Origin of the sequence: Methylobacterium radiodurans (genome assembly GCF_003173735.1) — a bacterium.
Lineage (GTDB): Bacteria > Pseudomonadota > Alphaproteobacteria > Rhizobiales > Beijerinckiaceae > Methylobacterium > Methylobacterium radiodurans.
On sequence record NZ_CP029551.1, the window covers coordinates 515,899 to 540,539 of the forward strand.

At 71.7% G+C, this 24,641-nt stretch carries 20 protein-coding genes; 12 read left to right on the plus strand and 8 right to left on the minus strand.

Features of this window, described 5'->3' with window-relative positions:
- Window positions 1-178: 178 nt before the first annotated feature.
- Both DK427_RS02290 and DK427_RS02295 read right to left on the minus strand, forming a co-directional pair.
- Entirely contained in the window at window positions 179-2,332 is a 2,154-nt protein-coding gene (locus DK427_RS02290) for a peptidase domain-containing ABC transporter (protein WP_245930765.1), read from the minus strand.
- 5 nt (window positions 2,333-2,337) lie between these two features.
- Entirely contained in the window at window positions 2,338-3,447 is a 1,110-nt protein-coding gene (locus DK427_RS02295; RefSeq protein WP_245930766.1) for an HlyD family efflux transporter periplasmic adaptor subunit, read from the minus strand.
- 751 nt (window positions 3,448-4,198) lie between these two features.
- Here DK427_RS02295 and DK427_RS02300 point away from each other — a divergent pair.
- Window positions 4,199-4,420 carry a hypothetical protein gene (locus DK427_RS02300; protein ID WP_109949846.1) on the plus strand — a complete coding sequence of 74 codons (222 nt, stop codon included), beginning with the start codon at window positions 4,199-4,201 and terminating at the stop codon, window positions 4,418-4,420.
- Between the two features lie 96 nt (window positions 4,421-4,516).
- Here the strand turns inward: DK427_RS02300 and DK427_RS02305 are convergent, their stop codons facing one another.
- On the minus strand, window positions 4,517-5,212 hold the full coding sequence (locus tag DK427_RS02305; protein WP_109949847.1) for a GNAT family N-acetyltransferase: 696 nt from the start codon (window positions 5,210-5,212) through the stop codon (window positions 4,517-4,519).
- Window positions 5,213-5,534: 322 nt separating this feature from the next.
- Between DK427_RS02305 and DK427_RS02310 the strand changes: the two genes are divergently transcribed.
- Window positions 5,535-7,805: a CDC48 family AAA ATPase gene (locus tag DK427_RS02310; protein ID WP_109953949.1), complete on the plus strand. Its 2,271-nt coding sequence runs from the start codon at window positions 5,535-5,537 to the stop codon at window positions 7,803-7,805.
- A gap of 18 nt (window positions 7,806-7,823) precedes the next feature.
- On the opposite strand, the gene DK427_RS02315 is transcribed toward DK427_RS02310, so the two are convergent.
- From DK427_RS02315 to DK427_RS02335, 5 genes are all read right to left on the minus strand, one after another.
- Window positions 7,824-9,053 (minus strand): acyl-CoA dehydrogenase, encoded by a 1,230-nt coding sequence (locus DK427_RS02315; protein WP_109949848.1) that lies wholly within the window; start codon window positions 9,051-9,053, stop codon window positions 7,824-7,826.
- A 24-nt stretch (window positions 9,054-9,077) separates the two neighbouring features.
- Window positions 9,078-10,232, minus strand: a complete 1,155-nt coding sequence (locus DK427_RS02320; protein ID WP_109949849.1) for an acyl-CoA dehydrogenase family protein — start codon at window positions 10,230-10,232, stop codon at window positions 9,078-9,080.
- Between the two features lie 33 nt (window positions 10,233-10,265).
- A complete protein-coding gene (locus DK427_RS02325) occupies window positions 10,266-11,447 on the minus strand; it encodes an acyl-CoA dehydrogenase family protein (protein ID WP_109949850.1) in 1,182 nt (393 codons plus the stop codon).
- Window positions 11,448-11,452: 5 nt separating this feature from the next.
- Window positions 11,453-12,640: an acetyl-CoA C-acyltransferase gene (locus DK427_RS02330; protein WP_109949851.1), complete on the minus strand. Its 1,188-nt coding sequence runs from the start codon at window positions 12,638-12,640 to the stop codon at window positions 11,453-11,455.
- Window positions 12,641-12,704: 64 nt separating this feature from the next.
- Complete coding sequence (locus DK427_RS02335) at window positions 12,705-14,774, minus strand: 3-hydroxyacyl-CoA dehydrogenase NAD-binding domain-containing protein (protein ID WP_109949852.1); 2,070 nt, start codon at window positions 14,772-14,774, stop codon at window positions 12,705-12,707.
- 301 nt (window positions 14,775-15,075) lie between these two features.
- On the opposite strand from DK427_RS02335, the gene DK427_RS02340 reads away from it, so the two are divergent.
- The 10 genes from DK427_RS02340 to DK427_RS02385 all read left to right on the plus strand — a co-directional run bounded on the left by DK427_RS02340 (window position 15,076) and on the right by DK427_RS02385 (window position 24,597).
- Window positions 15,076-16,239, plus strand: coding sequence for an ABC transporter substrate-binding protein (locus DK427_RS02340; protein WP_109949853.1), 1,164 nt, complete (start codon window positions 15,076-15,078; stop codon window positions 16,237-16,239).
- A gap of 7 nt (window positions 16,240-16,246) precedes the next feature.
- On the plus strand, window positions 16,247-17,119 hold the full coding sequence (locus tag DK427_RS02345) for a branched-chain amino acid ABC transporter permease (RefSeq protein WP_109949854.1): 873 nt from the start codon (window positions 16,247-16,249) through the stop codon (window positions 17,117-17,119).
- Between the two features lie 10 nt (window positions 17,120-17,129).
- On the plus strand, window positions 17,130-18,128 hold the full coding sequence (locus DK427_RS02350; RefSeq protein ID WP_109949855.1) for a branched-chain amino acid ABC transporter permease: 999 nt from the start codon (window positions 17,130-17,132) through the stop codon (window positions 18,126-18,128).
- On the plus strand, window positions 18,121-18,831 hold the full coding sequence (locus tag DK427_RS02355) for an ABC transporter ATP-binding protein (protein WP_109949856.1): 711 nt from the start codon (window positions 18,121-18,123) through the stop codon (window positions 18,829-18,831). The genes DK427_RS02350 and DK427_RS02355 overlap by 8 nt, the downstream gene beginning before the upstream one ends.
- Window positions 18,824-19,534: an ABC transporter ATP-binding protein gene (locus DK427_RS02360; RefSeq protein WP_109949857.1), complete on the plus strand. Its 711-nt coding sequence runs from the start codon at window positions 18,824-18,826 to the stop codon at window positions 19,532-19,534. The genes DK427_RS02355 and DK427_RS02360 overlap by 8 nt, the downstream gene beginning before the upstream one ends.
- Complete coding sequence (locus DK427_RS02365; protein ID WP_109949858.1) at window positions 19,531-20,487, plus strand: NAD(P)H-dependent flavin oxidoreductase; 957 nt, start codon at window positions 19,531-19,533, stop codon at window positions 20,485-20,487. Before DK427_RS02360 ends, DK427_RS02365 begins: the two co-directional genes overlap by 4 nt.
- Before the next feature lie 14 nt (window positions 20,488-20,501).
- On the plus strand, window positions 20,502-21,263 hold the full coding sequence (locus tag DK427_RS02370) for an enoyl-CoA hydratase-related protein (RefSeq protein WP_109949859.1): 762 nt from the start codon (window positions 20,502-20,504) through the stop codon (window positions 21,261-21,263).
- An 8-nt stretch (window positions 21,264-21,271) separates the two neighbouring features.
- Window positions 21,272-22,093: an IclR family transcriptional regulator gene (locus DK427_RS02375; protein ID WP_245930767.1), complete on the plus strand. Its 822-nt coding sequence runs from the start codon at window positions 21,272-21,274 to the stop codon at window positions 22,091-22,093.
- A gap of 127 nt (window positions 22,094-22,220) precedes the next feature.
- Window positions 22,221-23,405 (plus strand): CaiB/BaiF CoA transferase family protein, encoded by a 1,185-nt coding sequence (locus tag DK427_RS02380; RefSeq protein ID WP_109949861.1) that lies wholly within the window; start codon window positions 22,221-22,223, stop codon window positions 23,403-23,405.
- 214 nt (window positions 23,406-23,619) lie between these two features.
- On the plus strand, window positions 23,620-24,597 hold the full coding sequence (locus DK427_RS02385; protein ID WP_109949862.1) for an NAD(P)/FAD-dependent oxidoreductase: 978 nt from the start codon (window positions 23,620-23,622) through the stop codon (window positions 24,595-24,597).
- Window positions 24,598-24,641: the final 44 nt, after the last annotated feature.

Below are 24,641 nucleotides of genomic sequence, written 5' to 3' on the forward strand. Positions count from 1 at the left end.
ATCTTGCCGGACACATAGTGCTGTGAGGTTATGCACGTGCTCGGGCAAGCGTCCGCGCCCACGCGTTGCTCCTTCCAAAGCAGACCGGCAGAAATCCAACCCAACCCGGTCCTCCGGCTCTGTCTCAGCAAGCGCCTGGAAGCGGGCCTTCCCAGGGACTGCTCAGGGTCGATATCGGTCACGCCACCGGCTCCCGCGCCGGCTCCCGCGCCGGCGTGCCGAGGCCCAGCACCTGATCCGCATGCGCGATGGTCGCCGGGCGGTGGGCCACGATGATCCGGGTCATGTCGAGGTCGCGCAAAGCCTCCGCGATGACTGCCTCGGTCGGCTCGTCGAGATGGCTCGTGGCCTCGTCGAGGAACAGGATCTGCGGGCGCCGGTAGAGGGCGCGGGCCAGGATCACCCGCTGCTTCTGTCCCCCTGAGAGCGTCGAGCCCATGTCGCCGACCAGCGTCTCGAAGCCCATCGGCATGCGGCGGACGTCGTCGAGGATCGCCGCGCGGGCGGCGCATTCCTCGATCCAGCCCGGGTCCGGCCGCTCGTCGAAGGCCGCGATGTTCTCGGCGATCGAGCCGGCGAAGAGACCGTCGTTCTGCAGCACGCCCGCGATCCGGCGCCGGTAGGCGGCCGCGCCCTGCGCCCGCACCTCCTGCCCGTCGACCAGCAGCGTGCCCTCGCTCGCCGGCAGGAGGCCCATCAGGATCTTCAGCATCGTGGTCTTGCCGCAGCCGGACGGTCCCGTGACGGCGAAGCTCGTGCCGGCCGGGACTTCGAACGAGAGGTCGCGGAAGATCCAGGGCTCGTCGGCCCCGTAGCGGAGCGCGAGACCCCTGGCCTCCAGGGCGCCGGCGGCCCGGCCCGCGAGCGCGGGGGCGGCTGGCCGGACGGGCTCCGGCCGGAAGGGCTCCGGCAATGCGGCGGCGTCCGCCTCCGGCTCGGTCAGCACGATGTCGGCGAGGCGGTCGGTCTGCACGTCGAGGAGGCGCAGCTTGAAGCCCGCCTCCACGAGGTTGCCGATGCGGGCCGCGAACTGGTCGCGATAGGCCAGGAAGGCCACCAGCATGCCGAGCGTCATCGCACCGTCGATCACCGCGCGGGCGCCGAGCACCAGCAGGATCAGCCGGTCGGCGCCGAACATCAGCTCGTTCGCCCGCCCGAAGACGAGGTCGAGCCGCTGGAGGCGCAGGCGGGCGTTGAGCGCCGTGACGAACTGGTTCATCCAGGCGGCCCGGCGGCGCTCGCGCAGGTCGAGGAGCTTCACGCTCGCCATGCCGCGCACGGTCTCGATGAAGTGCGTCTGCTGGCGGGCCTCGGCCACCAGCGCCTCCTCGCTGCCCTCCCGGTAGGCCCGGAAGGCGAGGATCCGCAGGGCGACGGTGACCAGGGTCGCGGCCAGCACCACCAGAACCAGCCAGCCGCCGTAGACCGCCAGCATGACCAGCATGCCGACCGCCATGATCCCGTCGAGGATTGCCTGGACGAGGTCCGTGGTCAGCCCCTTCTGGATGGTCGAGAGCGAGCCGAAGCGCGAGATCACGTCGCCGACATGGCGCTTCTCGTACCAGTCGAGCGGCAGGCGCGAGAGATGGTCGAACAGGCCGCCCGACCATTGCACGTTGAGCGTCGAGCCCGCCACCATGATGGCCCAGGTGCGCGCCACCGCCAGCGCGAGCTGGACCAGCAGCATCAGCACGACGCCGAGCGCCACCACGAGCAGCAGGTCGAGGTCGGCGTTCACGATGACCTCGTCGATCACGATCTGCGAGGCGATCGGCATGAGGATCGCGACGAGCTCGATCCCGAGCGAGAGGGCGAGGACCTGCGCCAGCGTCGCGCGCACGCCGCCGATGTTGCGGAAGAGGTCGCGCAGGCGAAAGCCGGGCGGCCTGGCCTCGCGCACGAAGCTCTGGTTCGGCAGCGCCTCGAGCGCCACGCCCGTGAAGGAGCGCGAGACCTCCGCGAGGCCCACCGTGCGCCGGCCGCGGGCCGGATCGTGCACCACGATACCCCGAGCCCGCACCTCGGCCAGGACCACGAAGTGGTTCAGGCCCCAGTGCAGGATGCAGGGCGTCTTGAGCCGGGCGAGATCCGTCAGCTCGATCCGGAGCGCGCGCGTGGTGAGCCCCATCGTCCCGGCGAGGTCGACGAGGTTGCGCAGGGTCATGCCCTTGAGCGAGAGCGGGTGGCGGCGGCGCAAGGCCCCGAGATCGACGTGGCGGCCATGATGGCCGAGCAGCATGGCGAGGCAGGCCATGCCGCACTCGGCGGCCTCCGCCTGGAGCACCACCGGCAGGCGGCGCCGGAAGCCGAACTGGAGGGAACCGAGAGCCACGCGCGTCAGCCGCCCTTCGTCACGAGATCGACGCTGCGCCGGACCCGGAACAGCGGGTCGAGCAGCCAGCGGTAGAGGGGGCGCCGCTCCAGCGCGATGTCGGCCTCGACGCGCATGCCGGCCTCCAGCCGCCGCCGCTCGCCGTAGGCCATCACGCCGTCCTCGTCCGGCCGCACCACCACGCGGTAGAGGCCGCCGGCGGGGTCCGTCCGGGCTCCACCGGCCTCCGGCACGTCCTCGCCCTTGAGCGGCGCGCGCGTCACCTCCGTGACGATGCCGCGGTAGAGGCCGAAGCGCTGGAACGGGAAGGCGGCGTAGCGCAGCATCACGCCCGCGCCCGCCTCGATGAAGCCGATCGAGGCGGAATCGACGAAGAGGCTGGCCTGGAGCCGGCCGTCGCTCGGCAGCAGGGTCAGCAGGGTCGCGCCCGCCTGGACGCTCTGGCCGCCCTGCGCGCGGATCGAGGTGAGGATGCCGGCCTCCGGCGCCCGCACCTCGATGGCGCGGCGCGCCTCGCTCTCGGCCCGCTGCTGCGCGAGCTGGGCCGCGGTGCGGTCGAGATCGGCGAGGTCGCGCGCCAGCCGGTCGTCGAAGGTGGCGAGCTGAGATTTCAGATCGCCGACCTTGCCGGCGATCTGCAGGCCCGACTGCTTGAACGAGGCGAGCTGCGAGGTCGCTTGCATGTAGAGGTAGTTCTGGCTCTGGAGGTCGGCGGAGCGGGCAAAGCCGCTCGACACGGCCTTGGCCAGGACCTCGACCCGCTCGCGCAAGGGGGGCACCAGCTTCTCCTGCAGGGCGATCTGCTCGGCGAGCTGCTGGCCTTGTGCCTCGAAGTTCTCGATCTGCTCGGCGAGCGCGCGCTTCTCGGCCTCGGCGGTGGTGGCGCGCAGCTCCCGTTGGCGCTGCACGGCGTCGCGCTGGTTGGCCAGCTCGTCGAGGACGCGGGTCTGGGTCGGCCCGCTCGCCGAGACCGCGTCGAGGTCGATCGTGTAGAGCAGCCGGCCGCGCTCGACCCGGTCGCCCTCGCGCACGGCCGCGCTGCCGATGCGGCCCGCCGCCGGGCTCGTCAGAGTGATCAGGCCGATATCGGGCGTCAGCAGACCCTGAGCGTGCACGCGACGAGTATAGGTGCCGAAGACCGCATAGGCCAAGATACCCAGGACAAGAACGACGCAGACGCCGACCGTGAGGCGGACCGGCAGGGGCTGCGCGATCTGGGCCTCGCCGAGCCAAGCATCGCGCCGCGCCGCGCCGCGACGACTTCGCGGCGGAAGAGCGGAGCATTCATCGCGCGGAAAATGCCGGCGTCCGGCCCATGAAATCAAGGGGTTCGTCGCCCGAGAGCGACGAATACACGGCCGCAAGCTTTTTTGCTGCAGCGCAGCATGAAGGACGAACGGGCTGGTCGACCAGAATGTCCACAATCGTACGCAGGGTCCGGAATAAGCTTTTTGTCTCAGGCGCTTGCGTAGATCTGATGCCCCTGGGCCGTATACGTCCAAATCTTCGGTGAAAATGGCCTGCGGCAGCACGTCGCATTAACGCGATTTAGTACTTTCTTCTGCGCGACTTGCAGAATTTGATCCGGATTTTCGCGCGGTGCGGAATGCGGAATGCTTGGCTGTTTGCAAGATTCTATGAAGTGCGAAAAAATGCCGATCCTCCAGGCGGTTGCGGCACGCCCGCTCTGAATCGGTCGCTCACAATACATTCTCGTACAAAATTCTATTTTGCGGCGCGAAATGACCCCGACTTGCGCGGGATACAGGACTATGCTCTCTTAACCGTGGGGTTGTTACTCAGATCGCCCCACGAATACATGGAAGAAATTTCCAAAGAAGCGACTGAAACCTAGGAGATTTTCGCATGACGCAGAACTTCGACACGATCCGCGAGCTGAACGCTTCGGAGCTGGACGCGGTCGGCGGCGGGCTGGACCTGGGTGTCGGTCTCGGCGTGAGCCTCGACCTCAGCCAGGAACTCGGGGCTGTCTCGGGCACGATCGATCAGGTCGGCGGTCTCGTGGGCGGCTTGCTGGGGACGGTGGGCGGCCTGCTCGGCGGCGTGACGGGTCTTCTCGGCAAGTAGCGAGTCGGTAGCGGCCCGCGAGCCTGCAGACAGCGGCTTGCAGGCCCGTGTGTCCGCGGATGGCGGGGTTGGGCGGCGAGGCCGCCCGGCCCCGCCTCACGCGTGCGCGTGCCGCGCGGCCTCGAAGGGCTCGAAGCGGCGCAGGCGCACCGTATCGAGCAGGGCCCGGCGCTCGACGCGGGCGAGATAGGGCGCGAATCCGGCCTTGGCGCAGCCGCGCAGGGACGCCACGTTGGCGTTCTCCACGAAAGTGATCACGCTGCGTGCCCCGATCCCGGCGGCCCGCTCGGCGATGAGTGCCATGGCGCAGGACATGATGCCCTGGCCGCGATAGGCGGCGGGCGTATAGGCGTTTTCCAAGAGAGCCTCGTCGGGCGCCAGCTCGGGGAACCAGCGCGGCGGAAAGGTCTGCTGGATCAGCCGGTTGTGGCTCGCGCCCATCAGCCACTGCATGTAGCAGGGAATGCCTGTGCGACGGTCGAGGGCGACCCAGCAGGTCGGGATGCCGGACCTCAGGTGGAACCGGCGGGTGCCAAGCTCCAGCCGCTCCTTCCGGTTCAGGCCGCCCCGGTCCTCGGGAAAGAGATGGGGCAGGTCCGCGTCGTGGAGCGGGCGGACCTCGATCGGGATCTTGGCGGCCGGGGCCGGAGAGGGCGCGTCGAGGTCGCGTCGCAGCCCGATCGTGACACGCGTCGCGTAGAGCAGCCCCGCCCCACGCCGCGCCATCTCGGCGAACCTGCGCTCGCTCCACAGCTCCCGGGCTACGCCCGCGGCGTTCCGAAAGGCAAGCACGGCAACCTCCCTGTTCCCGGTGGGACGGCGCGAAGGAGGGAGCGTGCGGGGCCGAGGCCGTTGGATCAAGCGATCGTGAGCAGGCCCTGCCCGCGCGGAGGAACTACCTCCTGCGGGTCGATCCGCGGATCCAGGTGAGCCCCTCCGGCTCGACCCGGTGCCGCGGGGCCGCCGACGAAACCGCCCCGTCACCGTCCGGCAGCCGGATCGGCGGCTGAGCGCCGCCCTCGTGGCACCCTGCTGCGCGCCAGAACCATCCCGGGCACCACCGGTTGACCGGGTGCGCCGACCGGCGCGCAGCATAGGACCGACGGGAGGCATGATGGCCGAGACCGAGGCGCAGACCCTCCGGCTGCAGGTCGCCAACGCGCGCCCGCAGGATGCGGGGCGCGGCATCGCCCGGCTCGGCCACGCGGCCCTGGCGCAGCTCGGCCTACGGGAGGGCGACGTCGTCGAGATCGTCGGCAAGCGCCACACCGCGGCGATCGCGGTCGGCCCCTACGAGGAGGACGAGGGGCTGAACCTCGTCCGCCTCGACGGCCTCCAGCGCGTCAATGCCGGCGCGGCGAGCGGCGACCATGTGGAGATCCGCGCCGCGCCCGAGATCCGGCCGGCCGGACGCGTGGTGGTGGCGCCGGCCCAGAAGAACGTCCGGCTCCAGGGCTCGGGCGAGGCGCTGCGGCGCACCCTGTTCCGCCGGCCGCTGGTGGCGGGCGACGTGATCTCGACCTCGACGCAGTCGCGCGCGGCGCCCGATCCGCGCATCCCGCCGGAGCTGCGCCCCTACCTCGAGGGCCCGACCTACGGGCTGCAGGAGATCCGCCTCGTCGTGGTCTCGACGCAGCCGCGCGGCATCGTCTACGTGGCCGAGGGCACCGAGATCGAGCTGCGCCCGCTCTTCGAGGAGCCGAAGGACGGGCGGCGTGCCGACGTCACCTACGACGATATCGGCGGGCTCGGCGACACGGTCGACCAGATCCGCGAGATGGTCGAGCTGCCGCTGCGCTATCCCGAGCTGTTCCAGCGGCTGGGCATCGACCCGCCGAAGGGCGTGCTGCTGCACGGCCCGCCGGGCACCGGCAAGACGCGACTCGCCCGCGCGGTGGCCAACGAGACCGAGGCGCGCTTCTTCCACATCGCCGGCCCCGAGATCATGGGCAGCCGCTACGGCGAGTCCGAGCAGCGCCTGCGCGAGGTCTTCCAGGAGGCTGCCCAGAACGCGCCCTCGATCATCTTCATCGACGAGATCGACTCGATCGCCCCGAAGCGCGAGCAGGTCACCGGCGAGGTCGAGCGCCGGATCGTGGCCCAGCTCCTCACGCTGATGGATGGGCTGGAGCCGCGCCAGAACATCGTGGTGATCGGCGCCACCAACCGGCGCGACGCGATCGACGAGGCCCTGCGCCGACCCGGCCGCTTCGACCGCGAGATCATCATCGGCGTGCCCGACCAACCGGGGCGGCGCGAGATCCTGGGCATCCACACCCGCGGCATGCCGCTCGCCGAGGACGTCGATCTCGACGCGGTCGCGCGCACCACCTACGGCTTCGTCGGCGCCGATCTCGGCGCGCTGGTGCGCGAGGCCGCGATGGATGCGGTGCGCCGCATCCTGCCGGAGGTGAACCTGCGCGAGGGCATCCCGGCCGAGGTTCTGGAGGAGTTGAGCGTCCGGCGCGACGACTTCCTGTCGGCGCTGAAGCGCATCCAGCCCTCGGCGCTGCGCGAGATCATGATCCAGGTGCCGGACGTGACCTGGGACGACGTGGGCGGCTTGGCCGAGGCGCAGATGCGCCTGCGCGAGGGCGTCGAGCTGCCCCTGCGCTCGCCGCAGGCCTTCCGGCGCATCGGCATCCGGCCGGCCAAGGGCTTCCTGCTCTTCGGGCCGCCCGGCACCGGCAAGACGCTGCTCGCCAAGGCGGTGGCGCGGGAGGCGGAGGCGAACTTCGTGGCGACGAAATCCTCCGACCTTCTGTCCAAATGGTACGGCGAGTCCGAGCAGCAGGTCTCGCGCCTGTTCCAGCGGGCGCGCCAAGTCGCGCCCACCGTGATCTTCATCGACGAGATCGACAGCCTCGCCCCTGCCCGCGGCGGCGGCCTCGGCGAGCCCGCCGTGACCGAGCGCGTGGTCAACACGATCCTGGCCGAGATGGACGGGCTGGAGGAATTGCAGGGCGTCGTGGTGATGGCGGCGACCAACCGGCCGAACCTGCTCGACCCGGCCCTGCTGCGCCCCGGGCGCTTCGATGAGCTCGTCTACGTGCCGGTGCCGGACGCGGCTGGGCGCCGCCGGATCCTGGCGATCCACACCCGGAACATGCCGCTCGGCGAGGACGTCGATCTCGACCTGATCGCCGAGCGCACCGCCCGCTTCACCGGCGCGGATCTCGAGGACCTCACCCGCCGCGCCGGCCTCCTGGCGCTGCGGGAATCCCTGGAGGCGGCGACGGTCGGCCGCGCCCATTTCGAGCAGGCCGCCCGCGAGACCCGGCCCTCGGTGACGGTCGAGATGGAGCGGGACTACGAGGAGATGCTGCGCACCCTCAAGCAGGAGGGCCCGCAGCGCCAGCCGATCGGCTTCCTGGCGCCGCGGTGACAGCGCTGCTCCGGGCGCTCAGAAGAACGCCTGGAGCCCCGTCTGGGCGCGTCCGAGGATCAGCGCGTGCACGTCGTGCGTGCCCTCGTAGGTGTTGACCGTCTCGAGGTTCTGGGCGTGGCGCATCACGTGGTACTCGCCCATGATGCCGTTGCCGCCGTGCATGTCGCGGGCGACCCGGGCGATGTCGAGCGCCTTGCCGCAATTGTTGCGCTTGATCAGGCTGATCATCTCGGGCGCCATCCGGCCCGCATCCATCAGGCGGCCGACCCGCAAGGACGCCTGGAGCCCGAGCGCGATCTCGGTCTGCATGTCGGCGAGCTTCTTCTGGACGAGCTGGGTCTGGGCGAGCGGGCGGCCGAACTGCTTGCGCTCCAGCGTGTAGTCGCGCGCCCGGCGCCAGCAATCCTCGGCCGCGCCCATCGCGCCCCAGGAGATGCCGTAGCGCGCCCGGTTGAGGCAGCCGAACGGACCTTTCAGCCCGGAGACGTTGGGCAGCAGCGCGTCCTCGCCGACCTCGACACCCTCCATCACGATCTCGCCGGTGAGCGAGGCGCGAAGCGAGAGCTTGCCCTTGAGCGCCGGGGCGGAGAGGCCCTTCATGCCCTTCTCCAGCACGAAGCCGCGGATCGCGCCCTCATGCGCGTCGGACTTCGCCCAGACCACGAAGACGTCGGCGAAGGGGGCGTTCGAGATCCACATCTTGGCGCCCGAGATCCGGTAGCCGCCCTCGATCTTCTCGGCCCGGGTCTTCATGCCGGCGGGATCCGAGCCGGCATCCGGCTCGGTCAGGCCGAAACAGCCGATCCACTCGCCGCTCGCGAGCTTCGGCAGGAACTTCCGGCGTTGCTCCTCGGTGCCGTAGGCGTGGATCGGGTACATGACGAGCGAGGATTGCACGCTCATCATCGAGCGGTAGCCCGAATCGACCGCCTCGACGGCGCGCGCCACGAGCCCGTAGGCGACGTAAGAGGCGCCTGCGCAGCCGTACTCCTCCGGGAGGGTCACGCCGAGGAGCCCGAGTTCGCCCATCTGCCGGAACAGGTCCGGGTCGGTCTTCTCCTCGGCATAGGCTTCCACGATGCCGGGCCGCAGCCGCTCCTCCGCGAAGGACTGGGCCACGTCACGGATGGCGCGCTCGTCCTCGGTGAGCTGGTCGTCGAGCAGGAAGGGGTCGTCCCAGACGAAGGACGCCGAGGGCTTGGCCTCGGGGGCGGCGGAGCCGGGCGGACGGGTCGGGGCGTTCATGGGCGTGTCCTCCGATTCTTCGTCTCAGGCGGCGCCGAGCAGGCCGCCCGCGTCGCTGACGCGGCGCAGGTGGTGGGGCGTGTCGCCGAACAGGTACTCGATCGCGGTGAGGCGCCGGAACAGGTGGGCGCCGAGATATTCGAGCGTCATGCCGATGCCGCCGTGGAGTTGCACCGCCTCCTGCCCGACGAAGCGGGCCGAGCGGTTGACCTGCACCTTCGCGGCCGAGACGGCGGGGCCGCGCTCGGCGGCGTCCTCCGAGGCCGCCATCATGGTGGCGTAGAGGGCCATGGAGCGGGCCTGCTCCAGGGCCACGAACATGTCGACGGCCCGGTGCTGGAGCGCCTGGAAGCCGCCGATCGCGGTGCCGAACTGCTTGCGGGTCTTGAGGTAGTCGACGGTGAGCGCGTGCAGCGCCTCCATCACGCCGACCGCCTCGGCGCTCAGAGCCGCGATCCCCTCGTCGAGCACCCGCTCGATCACCGGCAGCCCCGCATCGGCCTCGCCGAGGAGCGCGTCGGCCGGGACGGCGACGCCCTCCAGCACGAGATCCGCGGCACGGCCGCCGTCCTGCGTCGGGTAGGGCTTGAGGGCGAGGCCCGGCGCGTCGGCGGGCACGAGGAACAGGCTGATCCCGTCCGCGTCGCGCCGGCCGCCGGCCGTGCGCGCGCTGACCACCAGGGTCCGGGCCGCGTCGGCGTTCAGCACCACGCATTTGGCGCCGTCGAGCCGGTAGCCGCCGCCCTCGCGTCGGGCCGTCGTCGCCACATCGGCGCGGTCGTAGCGGGCCTGCCGCTCGCCGTGCGCCAGAGCGAGGCGGTGGCTGCCCTCGGCGAGGCCGGGGATCAGGGCCTCCCGCTGCGCGGCGCTGCCGGCGAGACGCAGGGCGCCGCCGCCGAGCACCACGCTCGCCAGATAGGGCTCGGGCGCGAGGTGCCGGCCGAGCGCCTCGACGGCGATCAGGGTCTCGACCGGGCCGCCGCCGAAGCCGCCATCCTCCTCCGCGAAGGGCAGCCCCAGCAGCCCCAGCTCGGCGAGCTGCGCCCAGGCCGCCTCGTCGAAGCCGAGCGGCCGGCGGCGCGCGGCCTCGACCTGCTCGAGGCTGCCGTAGCGGTCGGCGGCCCAGCGGGTCACCGAGTCCTTCAGCAGGCTCTGCTCGTCGGTGAGATCGAAATCCATCGCCAAAAAATCCTTCCGAGCCCCAGGATCGTCTCAGAGACCCAAGATCGCTTTGGCGATCACGTTGCGCTGGATCTCGTTCGAGCCGCCGTAGATCGAGACCTTGCGGGTGTTGAGGTAGGTGGGTGCCGCGAACGCCTCCCAGCCGAGGGCGTCGACGTCGTTCGCCACCGGGGCCGGCAGGCTCAGGGGGCCGGCGAGCTCCACCAGAAGCTCCGTCGCCGCCTGCTGCAGCTCCGAGCCCTTGATCTTGAGGATCGAGGAGGCGGGGTCCGGCTTCGAGGCGTCGCGCCGCGACTGCGCCGCCACCACCCGCATCTGGGTGATCTCCAGCGCCTTCAGCTCGATCTCGATGGTAGCGATGCGCGCCCGGAAATCGGCGTCGTCCCACATCGTGCCGGCGCCCGCCGGGGTCTCGCGCGCGAGCCGTTTGACCCGGGCGACGCGCTCCTTGGTCAGCCCGATGCGGGCGATGCCGGTGCGCTCGTTGGCGAGCAGGAACTTGGCGTAGTCCCAGCCCTTATTTTCTTCCCCAACGAGGTTTTCAGCAGGCACCCGTACAGAGTCGAAAAAAACCTCGTTGACCTCGTGGCGGCCGTCGATCGTGATGATCGGGCGCACCGCGATGCCGGGGCTCTTCATGTCGATGAGCAGGAAGGAGATGCCGGCCTGCTTCTTCGCGGACGGATCGGTGCGCACGAGGCAGAAGATCCAGTCGGCGTACTGGCCGAGCGTGGTCCAGGTCTTCTGGCCGTCGACGATGTAGTGGTCGCCGTCCCGCACGGCGCGGGTCTTGAGCGAGGCGAGGTCCGAGCCGGCGCCGGGCTCGGAGAAGCCCTGGCACCACCAGTCGTCGAGATTGGCGATGCGCGGCAGGAAGCGCTTCTTCTGCTCATCGTTGCCGAAGGCCGCGATCACGGGCCCTACCATGAAGCAGTTGAACTGCAGCGGCAGCGGCACCGCCGCCTGCATCAGCTCCTCCATGAAGATGTAGCGCCGGATCGGATCCCAGTCCTGGCCGCCCCATTCCTTCGGCCAGTGCGGCACCGCCCAGCCCCGGGCGTTCAGGATGCGCTGGGAGGTGACGTAGTCCTCGCGGGCGAGCGAGCGGCCCTCCGAGACCTTGCGGCGGATCTCCTCCGGGATCTCGCTGCGGAAGAAGGCGCGCACCTCCTGGCGGAAGGCACTCTCCTCGGGGGTGAAGCGCAGGTCCATGGCTCTTACTCCCGCTCGATCTCGAAGAGGCCCGCGCAGCCCTGGCCGCCGGCCACGCACATGGTGACGACGGCGTAGCGCACCCCGCGGCGGCGCCCCTCCAGCAGGGCGTGGCCGACGAGGCGGGCGCCCGACATGCCGAACGGGTGTCCGACGCTGATCGCGCCGCCGTTGACGTTGACCTTCTCCGGGTCGAGCCCGAGCCGGTCGCGGCAGTAGATCGACTGCGAGGCGAAGGCCTCGTTCAGCTCCCACAGGCCGATATCGTCCACGGTCAGCCCGTTGCGCTCCAAGAGCCGCGGCACCGCGAAGACCGGGCCGATGCCCATCTCCTCCGGCCCGCAGCCGGCGGCCGCGAAGCCGCGCACGATCCCGAGCGGCTTCAGGCCGCGCCGCGCCGCCTCCTCGGCCGACATCAGCACCGAGGCCGAGGCGCCGTCCGAGAGCTGGCTCGCGTTGCCCGCGGTGATGAAGGCGCCCTCGCCGCGCACGGGCTTCAGCTTGGCGAGGCCCTCCAGCGTGGTGTCGGGCCGGTTGCCCTCGTCCTTCGCGAGCCGGGTCTCGACGTTGCGGGTCTCGCCGGTCGCCTTGTCGGTCACCGCCATGGTCGCGGTGATCGGCACGATCTCGGCATCGAACAGGCCGGCCGCCTGTGCCGCGGCCGTGCGCTGCTGGCTCAGCAAGGCGAACGCGTCCTGCGCCTCGCGGGAGATACGATAGCGCTCCGCCACGATGTCGGCGGTCTCGATCATCGGCATGTAGATCTCGGGCAGGTGCTGCTCGAGCCAGGCGTTGCGGGTGAGCTCGCGCCGCACCTGCGGCTGGACGAGGCTGATCGACTCGACGCCGCCCGCGACCGCGACCGGCACGCCGTCGAGGCGGACGCGCTTGGCCGCGTCCGCGATCGCCTGCAGGCCCGAGGCGCAGAAGCGTGAGACCGTGGCACCGGCCGACTGCACGGGGATGCCGGCGACCAGGCTCGCGTGGCGGGCGACGTTGCCGCCGGTGGCGGCCTCCGGGTAGCCGCAGCCCATCACGACCTCCTCGACGGCCTCCGGCTCGACGCCGGCGCGGTCGAGCGCGTGACGGATGGCGTGGGCGGCGAGATCCGCCCCGTTGGTCAGGTTCAGCGCCCCGCGATGCGCCCGGCCGATGGGCGTGCGGGCGGTGGCGACGATCACGGCGTCGGTCATCGGATGCTCTCTACGGGTTGATGCAGGCAATCTCCCCCGCTTTGGGGAAGGAAGGGCGCGGCGCTCACGGGGCGTCCCAGGCTGAGAACCCCCTGCCCGTCTCGGCGAGGCGGGCCACCAGCGGCGCGGGGCGCAGGGTCTCGTCCCCGGATTCCTCGGCGAAGCGTTCCAGATCGGCCGCGACCTTGGCCAGCCCGAGCCCGTCCGCCCAGTGCATCGGGCCACCGCGCCAGGCCGGCCAGTTGTAGCCGTTGAGCCAGATCGTATCGATGTCGCCGGGGCGGGCCGCGACACCCTCCTCCAGGATGCGGGCGCCCTCGTTGACCATCGGCAGCATCAGCCGGACGACGATCTCCTCGGGCGTGAAATCCCGCCGCGCGATGCCCCGGCGCTCGGACTCGGCGGCGATCAGGGCCTCGACCTCGGGATCGCGCGAACCCGTCCGGGCGCCCTCCGGGTAGAGGTAGAAGCCGCGTCCCGTCTTCTGGCCGAGGCGGCCCTGCTCGCAGAGCGCGTCGGCGATCGGGGCCTTGCCGCCGGTGGCCTTGCGGGTGCGCCAGCCGATGTCGAGGCCGGCGAGGTCCGCCATCGCGAAGGGCCCCATGCGGAAACCGAAATCGGTGACCGCGGCGTCGATCTGGTGCGGCAGTGCGCCCGCGAGCAGCAGGCGCTCGCCTGCCGCCGAGCGGCGGGCCAGCATGCGGTTGCCGACGAAGCCGAAGCAGACGCCGACCGTCACCGGCAGCTTGGCCAGCCGCCGCGTGAGGTCGTTGGCGGTGGCAAGTGCGTCGGGCGCCGTGCGCTCCGCCCGCACCACCTCGACGAGGCGCATCACGTTGGCGGGGCTGAAGAAGTGCAGGCCGAGCACGTCGGCGGGCCGGTCGGTGGCCGCGGCGATCCGGTTCACGTCGAGATAGGAGGTGTTGGTGGCAAGGATCGCGCCGGGCTTGGCGATCCGGGAAAGCGCGGAGAAGATCTCCTCCTTGACGCCCATCTCCTCGAAGGCCGCCTCGACCACGATGTCGGCCTGCGCAGCGCTCTCCAGCCCGACCGCGCCGGTGATGCGGGCGAGCCGCTCGGCCATCGCCGCCTCGCTGAGCGAGCCGCGCTTGACCGACGAGGCGTAGGTGGCGCGCATCCGCGCCAAGCCGCGGTCGAGGGCGTCCTGTTCGGTCTCGATCACCGTGACGGGAATGCCCGCGTTGGCGAAGCAGAGCGCGATGCCGCCGCCCATCGTGCCGGCGCCGATCACCGCCGCGGAGGCGATGTCCCGGCGCGGCGTGTCCTTGGAGAGGCCCGGCACCCGCGCGGTCTCGCGCTCGGCGAAGAAGGCGTAGCGCAGCGCCTTCGAGCGCGGATCGTCCACCAGGGCGAGGAAGCGGGCGCGCTCGGTCTTCACGGCCTCGTCGAAGGGCTGCTCGAACCCGGCCCGCACGGCATCGACCAGGGCCGCCACGTTCGGCTGGCCCGGCGCCTTCTTGAGGGCCTCGGCCGCGCGCGCCTCGAAGGCCTCGCGCGCCGCCTCGTCCATGCGCTCGGCGCGGTCCCGGGCCCGGGGCGGACGCCCCTCCGCGGCGAGCCGCAGGGCGAGCGCGCGGGCCGCCGCGACGAGATCGCCCGGCTCCAGCGCCTCGGCGAGGCCCTGCCGGACCGCCCGCTCCGCATCGACCGGCTCGCCGCCGAGCATCATCCCGAAAGCGGCCTCCGCCCCGATCAGGCGCGGCAGGCGCTGGGTGCCGCCCGCGCCCGGGATCAGGCCGAGCTTCACCTCCGGCAGGCCGAGCTTGGCCGCCGGACCCACCACCCGGGCGTGGCAGGCCATCGCGAGTTCGAGCCCTCCGCCGAGCGCCGCCCCGTGGATCGCCGCGACCACCGGCTTTCCCGCCCCGTCGAGGTGCTCGATCAGATCCGGCAGCAGCGGCGGGCGCGGCGGCGTGCCGAATTCCGAGATGTCGGCGCCGCCGACGAAGACCTTGCCCTCGGCCGCGAGCACGACCGCCCGCACCGCTTCGTCGGCGAGCGCTCGCGCCAGCGCAGCGTCCAGGGCGGCGCGCAGGTCGTATCCCAGCGCGTTCACCGGCGGGTTCGACAGCGTGAGCACGGCGACGGCGTCGCGAAGTTCCTGGCGGACCACGCTCGCTTCCTCCTATTGTTCTGCAATGCAGAATGAAAATCTGCAAATTCACGCGGATGTCGCGCTTTGGGCGGATGCATGTCAAGGCAGGATCGTGCAGACCGGCATCAAAATGACAGATCCGATCCGTCATGCAGACGATCGATCTGCAAAAAATTGACAGATCCGGAAACCGTATGCCATCCAGGCGCCGCCTCGGACCGCCCTGCGGATCGCCGGGCCACGCGGAGCAGCAGACTCCGCGCATGGGACGAAACACGAAGCGCGCCGCCCTCCGGCCCGCGCCCAAGGAGGAACCCGCATGCTTCGCAGAGCCGTCGCGGCCGCGTCGATCGCCCTCGCCACATTGTCCGGAGGACCCGCCCGCGCCGACGAGATCCTGGTCGGCGCCCACATGCCGCTGACCGGCTCGCTCGCCCGCTCGGGTCAGGCCTTCGACGAGGGCATGCGGGTGGCGATCCAGATGTTCAACGCCGGCCCCCAGAAGCACAAGATCCGCCTCCAGGTGATCGACGACGAGAGCACGCCCGCCAAGGCGGTGTCGGCGGTGGAGAAGCTCGTCTCGGACGGCGCGGTCGCGGTGATCGGCGGCTACGGCTCGAACATCATCGGACCGGCCTCGGATGCCTCGAACCGGCTGAAGACCACCTACATCACGGCCGGCGCGGTGAGCGACGAGCTGACGGCGCGCGGTCTCAAGACCTTCTTCCGCATCAACAACAACGCCGGCTACCAGCGCGGCATGGGCACCCTGCTGGAGAGCCTGAAGCCGACCTCCGTCTCGATCCTGGCCTCGACCAAGGAGGCGCCGGCGCTGCTCGCCAAGGGCCTGCAGAAGGACCTCGCCGCCAAGGGCGTGAAGGTCACGGTGCACGAGTTCGACCCGGCGATCACCGACTTCAAGCCGGTCATCAACAAGGTGAAGCTGCAGGATAAGTCAGACATCCTGGTGATGTCGGCCTACGAGAACGACTATGTCGGCATCATCCGGGCCGCCAAGGTGCTGAAGCCTCCGGTCAAGCTCATCGTCGGCGCGTGGTCGCTCGCCACCCCGAAGATGCACGCCGAGTTCCCCGACCTGATGAACAACGTCGTCGGGACCTCCTTCCTGCCCTTCCCGGTCGAGATGAAGGACGAGGAGGGCAAGCGCTTCGCCGAGACCTACAAGAAGACCTACAACAAGGAGGTCGAGTACCTCTCGACCCTGAGCTTCGTCGAGACGACGATCCTGGCCGAGGCCATCGCGCGCGCGGCGGATGCCGGCACGCTCAAGACCGGCGGCCTGCCCGACGCCATGCGCCGGACCGAGCGCGAGACCCTGCTCGGCCCCGTCCAGTTCGACGCCACCGGCGACAACCCGCGCTTCACCGTGGCGATGGGCCAGCACCGGGCGGGCAAGATCGTGCTGGTCTCGCCGGCCAGTGCGGCGACGGGCGAGATCGCCTTCCCGGCCCTGCCCTGGTGAGGCCGGCGTGACCGATCTGATCCTCCAGGCCCTGTTCTCCGGGCTCCTCGTCGGCAGCGTCTACGCCCTCGTGGCGCTCGGCCTCGCCCTCTCCTTCGGGGCGATGCGGATCATCAACCTCGCGCACGGCGAGCTGGTGCTGCTCGCCGCCTACTGCGCCTACGTGGTCGAGGCCCGCGCCGGCCTCGACCCCTACCTCGCGATCCCGCTCGCGCTCGTCGTGGTGTCGGTGGTCTGCGCCGCGCTCTTCCTGATGATCGACCGCATCCGCGAGCACCGGGAGCTGAACTCGCTGATCCTCACCTTCGGGATCGGCATCGTCCTGACGAACGCGATCCTGCTGGTCTTCGCCAGCGACGTGCGCACCACCGCCTCGCCACGGCTCCAGGACGCGACGTCGATCGGTCCCGTCTACGCCATGAACGGCGAGATCGTCGCCTTCGGGGTCAGCCTCGCGCTGATGGTCGCCCTGTGGTGGTGGCTGAAGAAGAGCTGGTACGGGCGGGCGGTGCGCGCCGTCTCGTCGAACCGGGCGGCCGCGACCCTCATGGGCATCAGCCCGGTGCGGACGGAACTCGTCTCCTTCCTCGTCGCGGGCGCGCTCGCGAGCTTCGCGGGGGTGGCGCTCTACACGATGAGCGTGGTGCAGCCGGCGCTCGGCCACGCGCTCACCGTCAAGGCCTTCATCGTCACGGTGCTGGCCGGCGTCGGCTCGATCCCCGGGGTGTTCCTGGCGGCGATCCTGCTCGGCGTCACCGAGGCGCTCACCGTCACGCTCGCCAGTTCCGCCCTGCAGGAACTCGCCGGCATGGTGCTGTTCCTCCTCGTCCTCTTCCTGCTGCCGAACGGCCTGTTCGGCGCGCGCGCCCGCCGCGGCTGAGGTGACCCGCATGGCTTCCCTCGATTCCGCCCCCGCCGTCGCGCTCAAGGCCGCCCCTGCCCGCTCGCGGGTGCCGGGCGGCGCGGCCCTCGGCCTCGGCCTCCTCGTCCTGGCCCTGCTGCCGGTGCTCATGGGCGCCAGCAACTACATGCTGGGCCTGCTGATCTCGGCGCTCATCCTCTCGGGCGTCGCGCTCGCCTGGGCGCTGCTCGGCAATCTCGGCGGGATGGTCTCGTTCGGCCACGCCGCCTTTTTCGGGGTCGGGGCCTACGCCTCGGCGCTGCTCTCGGCCAAGCTCGGCCTGCCGGTGCTGCTCACCGTGCCGCTGGGCGGTTTCGTCGCCGTGGTGGCCTCGCTCGCGATGCTGCCCGCGCTCCGGCTGTCGGGCCCCTACTTCGCGCTCGCCATCCTCGCCTACGCGCAGATCTTCCGCATCCTGGCGACGGAAGCCTCCTGGCTCACCGGCGGCGGCGCGGGCTTCCAGCGCTACCCCGGCCTGCCGACCGTGTTCGGGCTGGATCTGGCGAGCCGCACCGGCAGCTACCTGCTCCTCGTCGCGGTGGTCACCCTCTGCGCGCTGGCCTACCTCGCGGTGCGGCGCAGCCACGTCGGCCTTGCCCTGCGGGCCATCGCCGAGAGCGAGGACGCGACCCGGGTGGTCGGCGTCAACAGCACGTTCCTGAAGTCCCTGATGCTGCTGCTCTCGGCCTTCATCACCGGCGTGTTCGGCGCGCTCAACGCCCACATCATCGGCTTCCTTGAGCCCGACTACGCCTTCTCGGGCGTCTGGAGCCTGATGCCGATCATCGCGGCGATCTTCGGCGGCTACCGCACGATCGTCGGCCCGATCGGCGGCGCGGTGATCATCTACCTGTTCGACCAAGTGGTGGCCAAAAGCCTGATCGCGGTCGGCCACCAGATCATTCTGGGCTTCGTCCTCGTCGTGATGGTGCTGGCCGCGCCGAACGGGCTGCTCGGCCTCGTCCGAAAGGGGACCCGCGATGCTTGAGCTCGACGCCGTCACGGTCCGCTTCGGCGGGTTGGTCGCCCTGCGCGACGTCACCTTCACGGTGCAGCCGGGCGAGATCCTGGGCCTCGTCGGCCCGAACGGGGCCGGCAAGACCACGCTCTTCAACGGCATTTCGGGGCTGACCCGGGTGCGCGGGAAGATCCTGTTCGGGGGCCGCGACGTCACGCGGCTGCCGCTGCACCGCCGCGCCCGCCTCGGGATCGGCCGCACCTTCCAGATCCCGCAGCCGATGAAGCACCTGACCGTGCGCGAGAACCTCGCGGTCGCCCAGGTCTTCGGCGCCGGCCGCCACGACCCCGCGCGGATCGAGGAGATCCTCTCCGTCATGGAGCTCCAGGCCCAGGGCGACCGCCCGGCCGAGAGCGCGCTGGCGCTGCAGGAGCTGAAGCGGCTGGAGATCGCCAAGGCGCTCGCCACCGAGCCGAAGCTCCTCCTCCTCGACGAGGTGCTGGCGGGACTGGAGAGCCAGGCCAAGCGCCAGTTCGCGGCCAAGCTCAAGGAGCTGCACCGCCGCTTCGACCTGACCATCGTCATCGTCGAGCACGACATCGAGACGATCTCGGGCCTCTGCTCGCGCGCCGTGGTGCTGAACTTCGGCGAGATCATCGCCGACGGCACCCCGGCCCAGGTCTTCCGCGATCCGCGCGTGATCGAGAGCTACACCGGGACGGCCCATGCTTGAGACCCAGAACCTCCGGGCCGGCTACGGCCACATCACGGTGCTGTGGGACCTCTCGCTCTCCTTCCGCGAGGGCGCGCTGACCGCCATCGTCGGCCCGAACGGGGCCGGCAAGACCACGCTGCTGCGCGCGCTCACCGGCCTGATCCCGCACGGCGGCGAGATCCGCCTCGGCGGGAAGCGTCTGGCGGGCAAGACCTGGGATCTGGCCGGCCAGGGCATCGTGATGGTGCCGGAAGGCCGCCTCGTCTTCCGCGACATGAGCGTGGAGGAGAATCTCTGCCTCGGCGCCTACCCGAAGCGCTGCCGCGGCGACCTCTCCTCCGGCCTCGACCGGGTCTACGGCCTGTTCCCGCGCCTGCGCGAGCGGCGCGGCCAGGCGGCGGGCTCGCTCTCCGGCGGCGAGGCGCAGATGCTCGCCATGGGACGGGGGCTGATGTCGCAGCCGAAGATCCTGCTGATCGACGAGCCGAGCCTCGGCCTCGCGCCGGTGATCGTCAACGAGGTGTTCGACATCATCGCGCGCCTGAAGGAGGCTGGGACCACGATCCTGCTCGTCGAGCAGAACACCCGCGTCGCCCTCTCGGTGGCCGACGACGTGCACCTCCTGCGCGGCGGGCAGGTGCGGCTCAGCGAGCCGGCGGCGCAGGTCGACCTCGACCGGCTGCACGACCTCTACTTCGCGCGGGAGGCGCAGAGCGCGTGAACCGTCTGCCCCCGATCCTGCGCGACAACCTCGCCCTGCCGGTCATCGCCTCGCCGATGTTCATCGTCTCGGGGCCGGACCTGGTGATCGCCCAGTGCCGCGCCGGCATCGTCGGGTCCTTCCCGGCGCTGAACGCGCGGCCCGCCGCGATGCTCGACACCTGGCTCACCCGCATCACGGAGGAGCTCGCTGCCGCGCGGGCGGCCGACCCCGCGGCCCGGATCGCGCCCTTCGCGGTCAACCAGATCGTCCACGCCTCGAACGACCGGCTGGCGGAGGATGTCGAGACCTGCGCGCGCCACCGCGTGCCGATCGTCATCACCAGCTTGCGCGCGCCCGACGCCGTGGTGCGGCCGGTGCACGGCTACGGCGGCCTCGTCTTCCACGACGTCACCACGGTGCGCCACGCCGAGAAGGCGCTCGAGGCGGGCGTCGACGGGCTGATCCTGGTCTGCGCCGGGGCGGGCGGACACGCGGGCACGCTCTCGCCCTTCGCGCTGGTGGGCGAGGTGCGCCGCTTCTACGACGGGCCGCTGATCCTCTCGGGGGCAATCACCACCGGATCCGCGATCCTGGCCGCGCAGGCGATGGGTGCCGACCTCGCCTATATGGGCACCCGCTTCATCGCCTCCGCGGAGGCGAACGCGGCCCCCGCCTACAAGGACATGATCGCGGGCGCGAGCGCTGCGGACATCCTGTACACGCCCTTCTTCACCGGCGTGCCCGGCAACTACCTGGCGCCCAGCATCCGCGCCGCAGGCCTGGATCCGGACGCCCTGCCGACCGCCGACAAGACCGCGATGAGCTTCGCCAGCGACCGGGCGAAGCCCTGGCGCGACGTCTGGGGCGCGGGCCAGGGGGTCGGCACGATCCCCGATGTGCGGCCGGTCGCCGAGATCGTGGCGGGGCTGGCACGGGAGTACCGCGCGGCCCGCGCCGGCCTCGCGGCCTGAGGAGGATCCGAGCCATGACCGAGACCGCCTCGACCGAGACCCTGCGGACCTCCGAGCCGGCCGCGGGTGTGCGCCTCCTCACCATCGACCGGACGTCTCGGCGCAACGCCCTCGACCGGGCGACCTACGGGGCCATCCGGGAGGCGATCGCGCGGGCCGGCACGGACGAGGCCGTGCGCGCCGTGGTGCTCACGGGCGCGGGCGGCTGCTTCACCGCCGGCAACGACCTCGCGGATTTTCGCGACACCGCCGAAACCCTTGAGGACAGCCCCGGCCTCGCACTCCTCAAGGTGCTCGCCGCCTGCCCGAAGCCCGTCCTGGCGGCGGTGGAGGGTCACGCGGTCGGCATCGGCACGACGCTGCTCCTGCACTGCGACCTCGCCTATGCGGGGGCGGGCGCCCGCTTCCGGCTGCCCTTCACCAGCCTCGGCCTCAGCCCCGAGGGTGCGTCGAGCTACCTGCTGCCCCTCGTCGCCGGCACGAAGCGCGCCGCCGAGCTGCTGATGCTGGGCGAGCCCTTCGGGCCCGAGACGGCCGAGGCGGCCGGCCTCGTCAACGCCGTGGTGCCGGCGGGCGAGGCCCTCAACGCGGCGCTGGAGCGAGCCCGGGCGCTGGCCGCGCTCCCCCCGGTCTCGGTCGCCGCCACCAAGCGGGCGCTGCGGGCGGGCCACGCCGAGATCGTGGCGCGCACGCTGGCTGCTGAGGCCGAGACCTTCCACGCGCTGCGGCGCGGCCCCGCCGCCCAGGCCGCCTTCGCGGCCTTCTTCGCACGATGAGCGCGATCATGAGCGAGACCGCCCTCGATCCCCTCGCCGATCCCGAGACCGAGGAAGGAGCCGGCCCGAAGGAGGACCGGCACTTCGTCACGGCGCTCGCCCGCGGCCTCGCGGTGCTCGCCTGCTTCGGACGCGACCGGCGAATGCTCGCCAACCACGACATCGCCGAGGCCTGCGGCCTGCCGCGCTCCACCGTGTCGCGGCTGACCTACACGCTGACCAAGCTCGGCTACCTGCACCTCGTCGAGGAATCGGGGAAATACCGCCTCGGCACCCAGACGATTGCGCTGGGCTCGATGGCGCTGGGCGGCCTCGACGTGCGCCAGATCGCCCGGCCGGCGCTGCGGGCCGTGGCGCAGGCGGCCAACGCCTCCGTGGGTCTCGGCGTGCGCGACCGGCTGAGCATGCGCTACATCGACTGCCAGCGCGGTCCCGCCGCGATCTCGCTCAACCTCGACACGGGCTCGCGCATCTCGCTCGCCCGCTCGGCGATGGGCCGGGCCTATATCGCGGTCTGCTCGGACCGGGAGCGCGCGGCGCTCTACGAGGAGTTGCAGGCCTACGACCCGCTGGCCTGGCCGGCGCTGCGGGCCGGCCTCGACCACGCGGTGCAGGAGCACCGCGAGATCGGTTGCTGCACCTCCTTCGGCGAGTGGCAGGACACGGTCTCGGCCATCGCGGTGGGCTTCCGCCCCGGCGGCGGACTGCCGCCGATGTCGGTCAATTGCGGCGCGCCGACCATCATCACCGACGGCCGCTTCCTGATGGACGTCGCCCGCCCGAAGCTGATCGAGGCCGTGCGCGGCCTCGAAGGTGTCATGGGCGCTTGATTGCTGGTCTCATCGATCCCGGCCCATGGCCGGCATCGATGAGGTCCGGCGGACGACCGCAGCCGCGCCGTCGCGCGGGCAGGCCTCGCCGCGAGGACGCGGCGAGGCCTGATTGAGGAGTGACCCGATGCTGTTCGATCCCGACGACCTGCCGCTCGCCGGCATCCGTGTGCTGGATCTCTCCCGCGTGCTCGCCGGGCCCTGGTGCGCGCAGGTGCTGGGCGATCTCGGCGCCGACGTGATCAAGGTCGAGCATCCCGAGCGCGGCGACGACACCCGCGACTGGGGCCTGCGGACCGGCCCGAGCAACACCTCGTATTTCGACAGCGTGAACCGCAACAAGCGCTCGATCGGCGTCGATCTCGCCGACCCCGAGGGGCTGGCACTGGTGCGCGACATCGCCCGGCAGAGCGACGTGGTGGTGCAGAACTTCAAGACCGGCGGCGCCGACCGGCTCGGCCTCGGCTACGCGGCGCTCTCAGCCGAGAACCCGCGGCTGATCTACTGCTCGGTCTCGGGGTACAGTTCGGACGGCGCGGAGGCGACGCGGCCGGGCTACGACCTCGTGATCCAGGGCGAGGCCGGGCTGATGGCGCTGAACGGCGAGGCCGGGCGCCCGCCCCTCAAGTTCGGGCTCGCGGCGGTCGATCTCTTCACCGGCCAGTTCGCCGCCCAAGCCGTGCTCGCCGCCCTCTACCAGCGCGAGCGCACCGGTCGCGGGCGGCTCGTGGAACTCGCCCTGTTCGATTGCGGCGTGGCGCTGACCTCCTATTACGGCCTGGAGGCCATGGTGCAGGCGAGCGATCCGCCCCGCTACGGCAACGCCCACCCCTCGATCGTGCCCTACGGCGTGTTCGAGGCGGGCGACGGGCCGATCGTGCTGACGGTGGGCAACAACGCCCAGTACCGGCGCTTCTGCGAGCAGGTGCTGGAACGGCCCGACCTCTGCACCGACCCGCGCTTCGCCAGCAACCTCGACCGCTCGCGGAACCGCGCCGCCTTCGTGCCGGTGCTGGAGGCTGAACTCGCCAAGTGGAAGCGCGCGGACCTGCTCGTCCGTCTCCAGGCTGCCGGTATTCCCTGCGGCGAGGTGCTGGGCCTGCACGAGGCCCTGACCTCGGAGCGCGCCCGCTCCGCCGGCCTCGTCCTGCCGCAGGGCGCGGAGGCGGAGGAAGCGGCGCACGTGCTGGCCCCGCCCTACCGGCTCGACGGACAGCGCCTGCCGGTGCGGCGGATGCCGCCGCCGCTCGACGGATCGGGCGCCGAGATCCGGTCCGCACTGCCGGAGCGTGCCCCACCGCGGACGGCCTGATCGCGCCGGGCACGGGAGCGCTCGGGCACGGCAAACGGGTACGGTGTCCTGGGAAGATGCTCTTGGCCGAAGCGCTTCCGACAATGCTAACCTCCCCGGAGGGCTCCCGCACCGGCGCGGGCGCTTCGACGGCCACGGCCCGGCACGCGGGTGCCGTCGTCGGGCGCGGAGGCCGTCCGTCTCGTCCGCCGGCGCGGGGCAGGAGGGCAGGATCGTGCGGATCGCGATCGTCGGGGCGGGCTTGGCGGGGCTGACCTGCGGCAGGGCGCTGGCCGCCGAGGGCTGCCCGGTGGCGCTCTTCGACAAGGGGCGGGCTCCGGGCGGCCGCCTGTCGACGCGCCGCACCGACACGTCGCTCGGACCCGTCGCCTTCGATCTCGGCGCTCCCTTCATCACCGCCGACGACCCGGCTTTCGGCGCCGAGCTCGCCGTCTGGCAGGCCGAGGGAACGGTCGCGCGCTGGCCGGCCGCGGGCGCCCGGGCCTGGGTCGGCATCCCCGGCATGGACGCGCCGCTGCGGGCGATGGGCCGCGGGCTCCCGGTCCGCTGGAGCACCCGCGTCGAGGCCGTCGCGGCCGAGGCCGGGGGCTGGCGCCTTCAGGGGGCGGACCTCGATGCGGGCGGGTTCGACGTCGTCCTGACCGCCCTGCCGGCCGAGCAGACCGCGACCCTCCTGCGGCCCGCTGCCCCGGACCTCGCCGCCGTGGCCGCCGCGCTCCCCTCGGCACCCTGCTGGACCGCGATGGCCGCCTTCGCGCGGCGGCTGGACGGCGTCCCGGACCTTCTGTCCGAGCGCGGTGGGCCAGGCGACACTTTCGCTTGGGCTGCGCGCGAGGCGGCCAAGCCCGGTCGCTCCGGGCCCGAGTCCTGGGTGATCCAGGCCGGGCCGGACTGGTCCCGCCGCAACCTCGAGCGCGCGGCCGCGGATGTCGCGGCCGACCTGCTCGGCCGCTTCTTCGCCGCGGCGGGCGTCGCGGCCGTGCAGCCCGTCCACCTCGCCGGGCACCGCTGGCGATACGCGGCGTCGGGCGCGGCCGGCCGCAACACCCTGTGGGACCCCACTCGCGGGATCGGGGCCTGCGGCGACTGGCTGCTCGGGCCCCGGGCCGAGCATGCTTGGCTGTCAGGCCGCCGCCTCGCATCAGCCGTGGCCGCGACGCGGGCCAGCGCGGCCTCCCAGCCGGGACCCTAACGGCCCACCCCGGGAACCGACGCGCCGCCGACGCGCCGCCATGC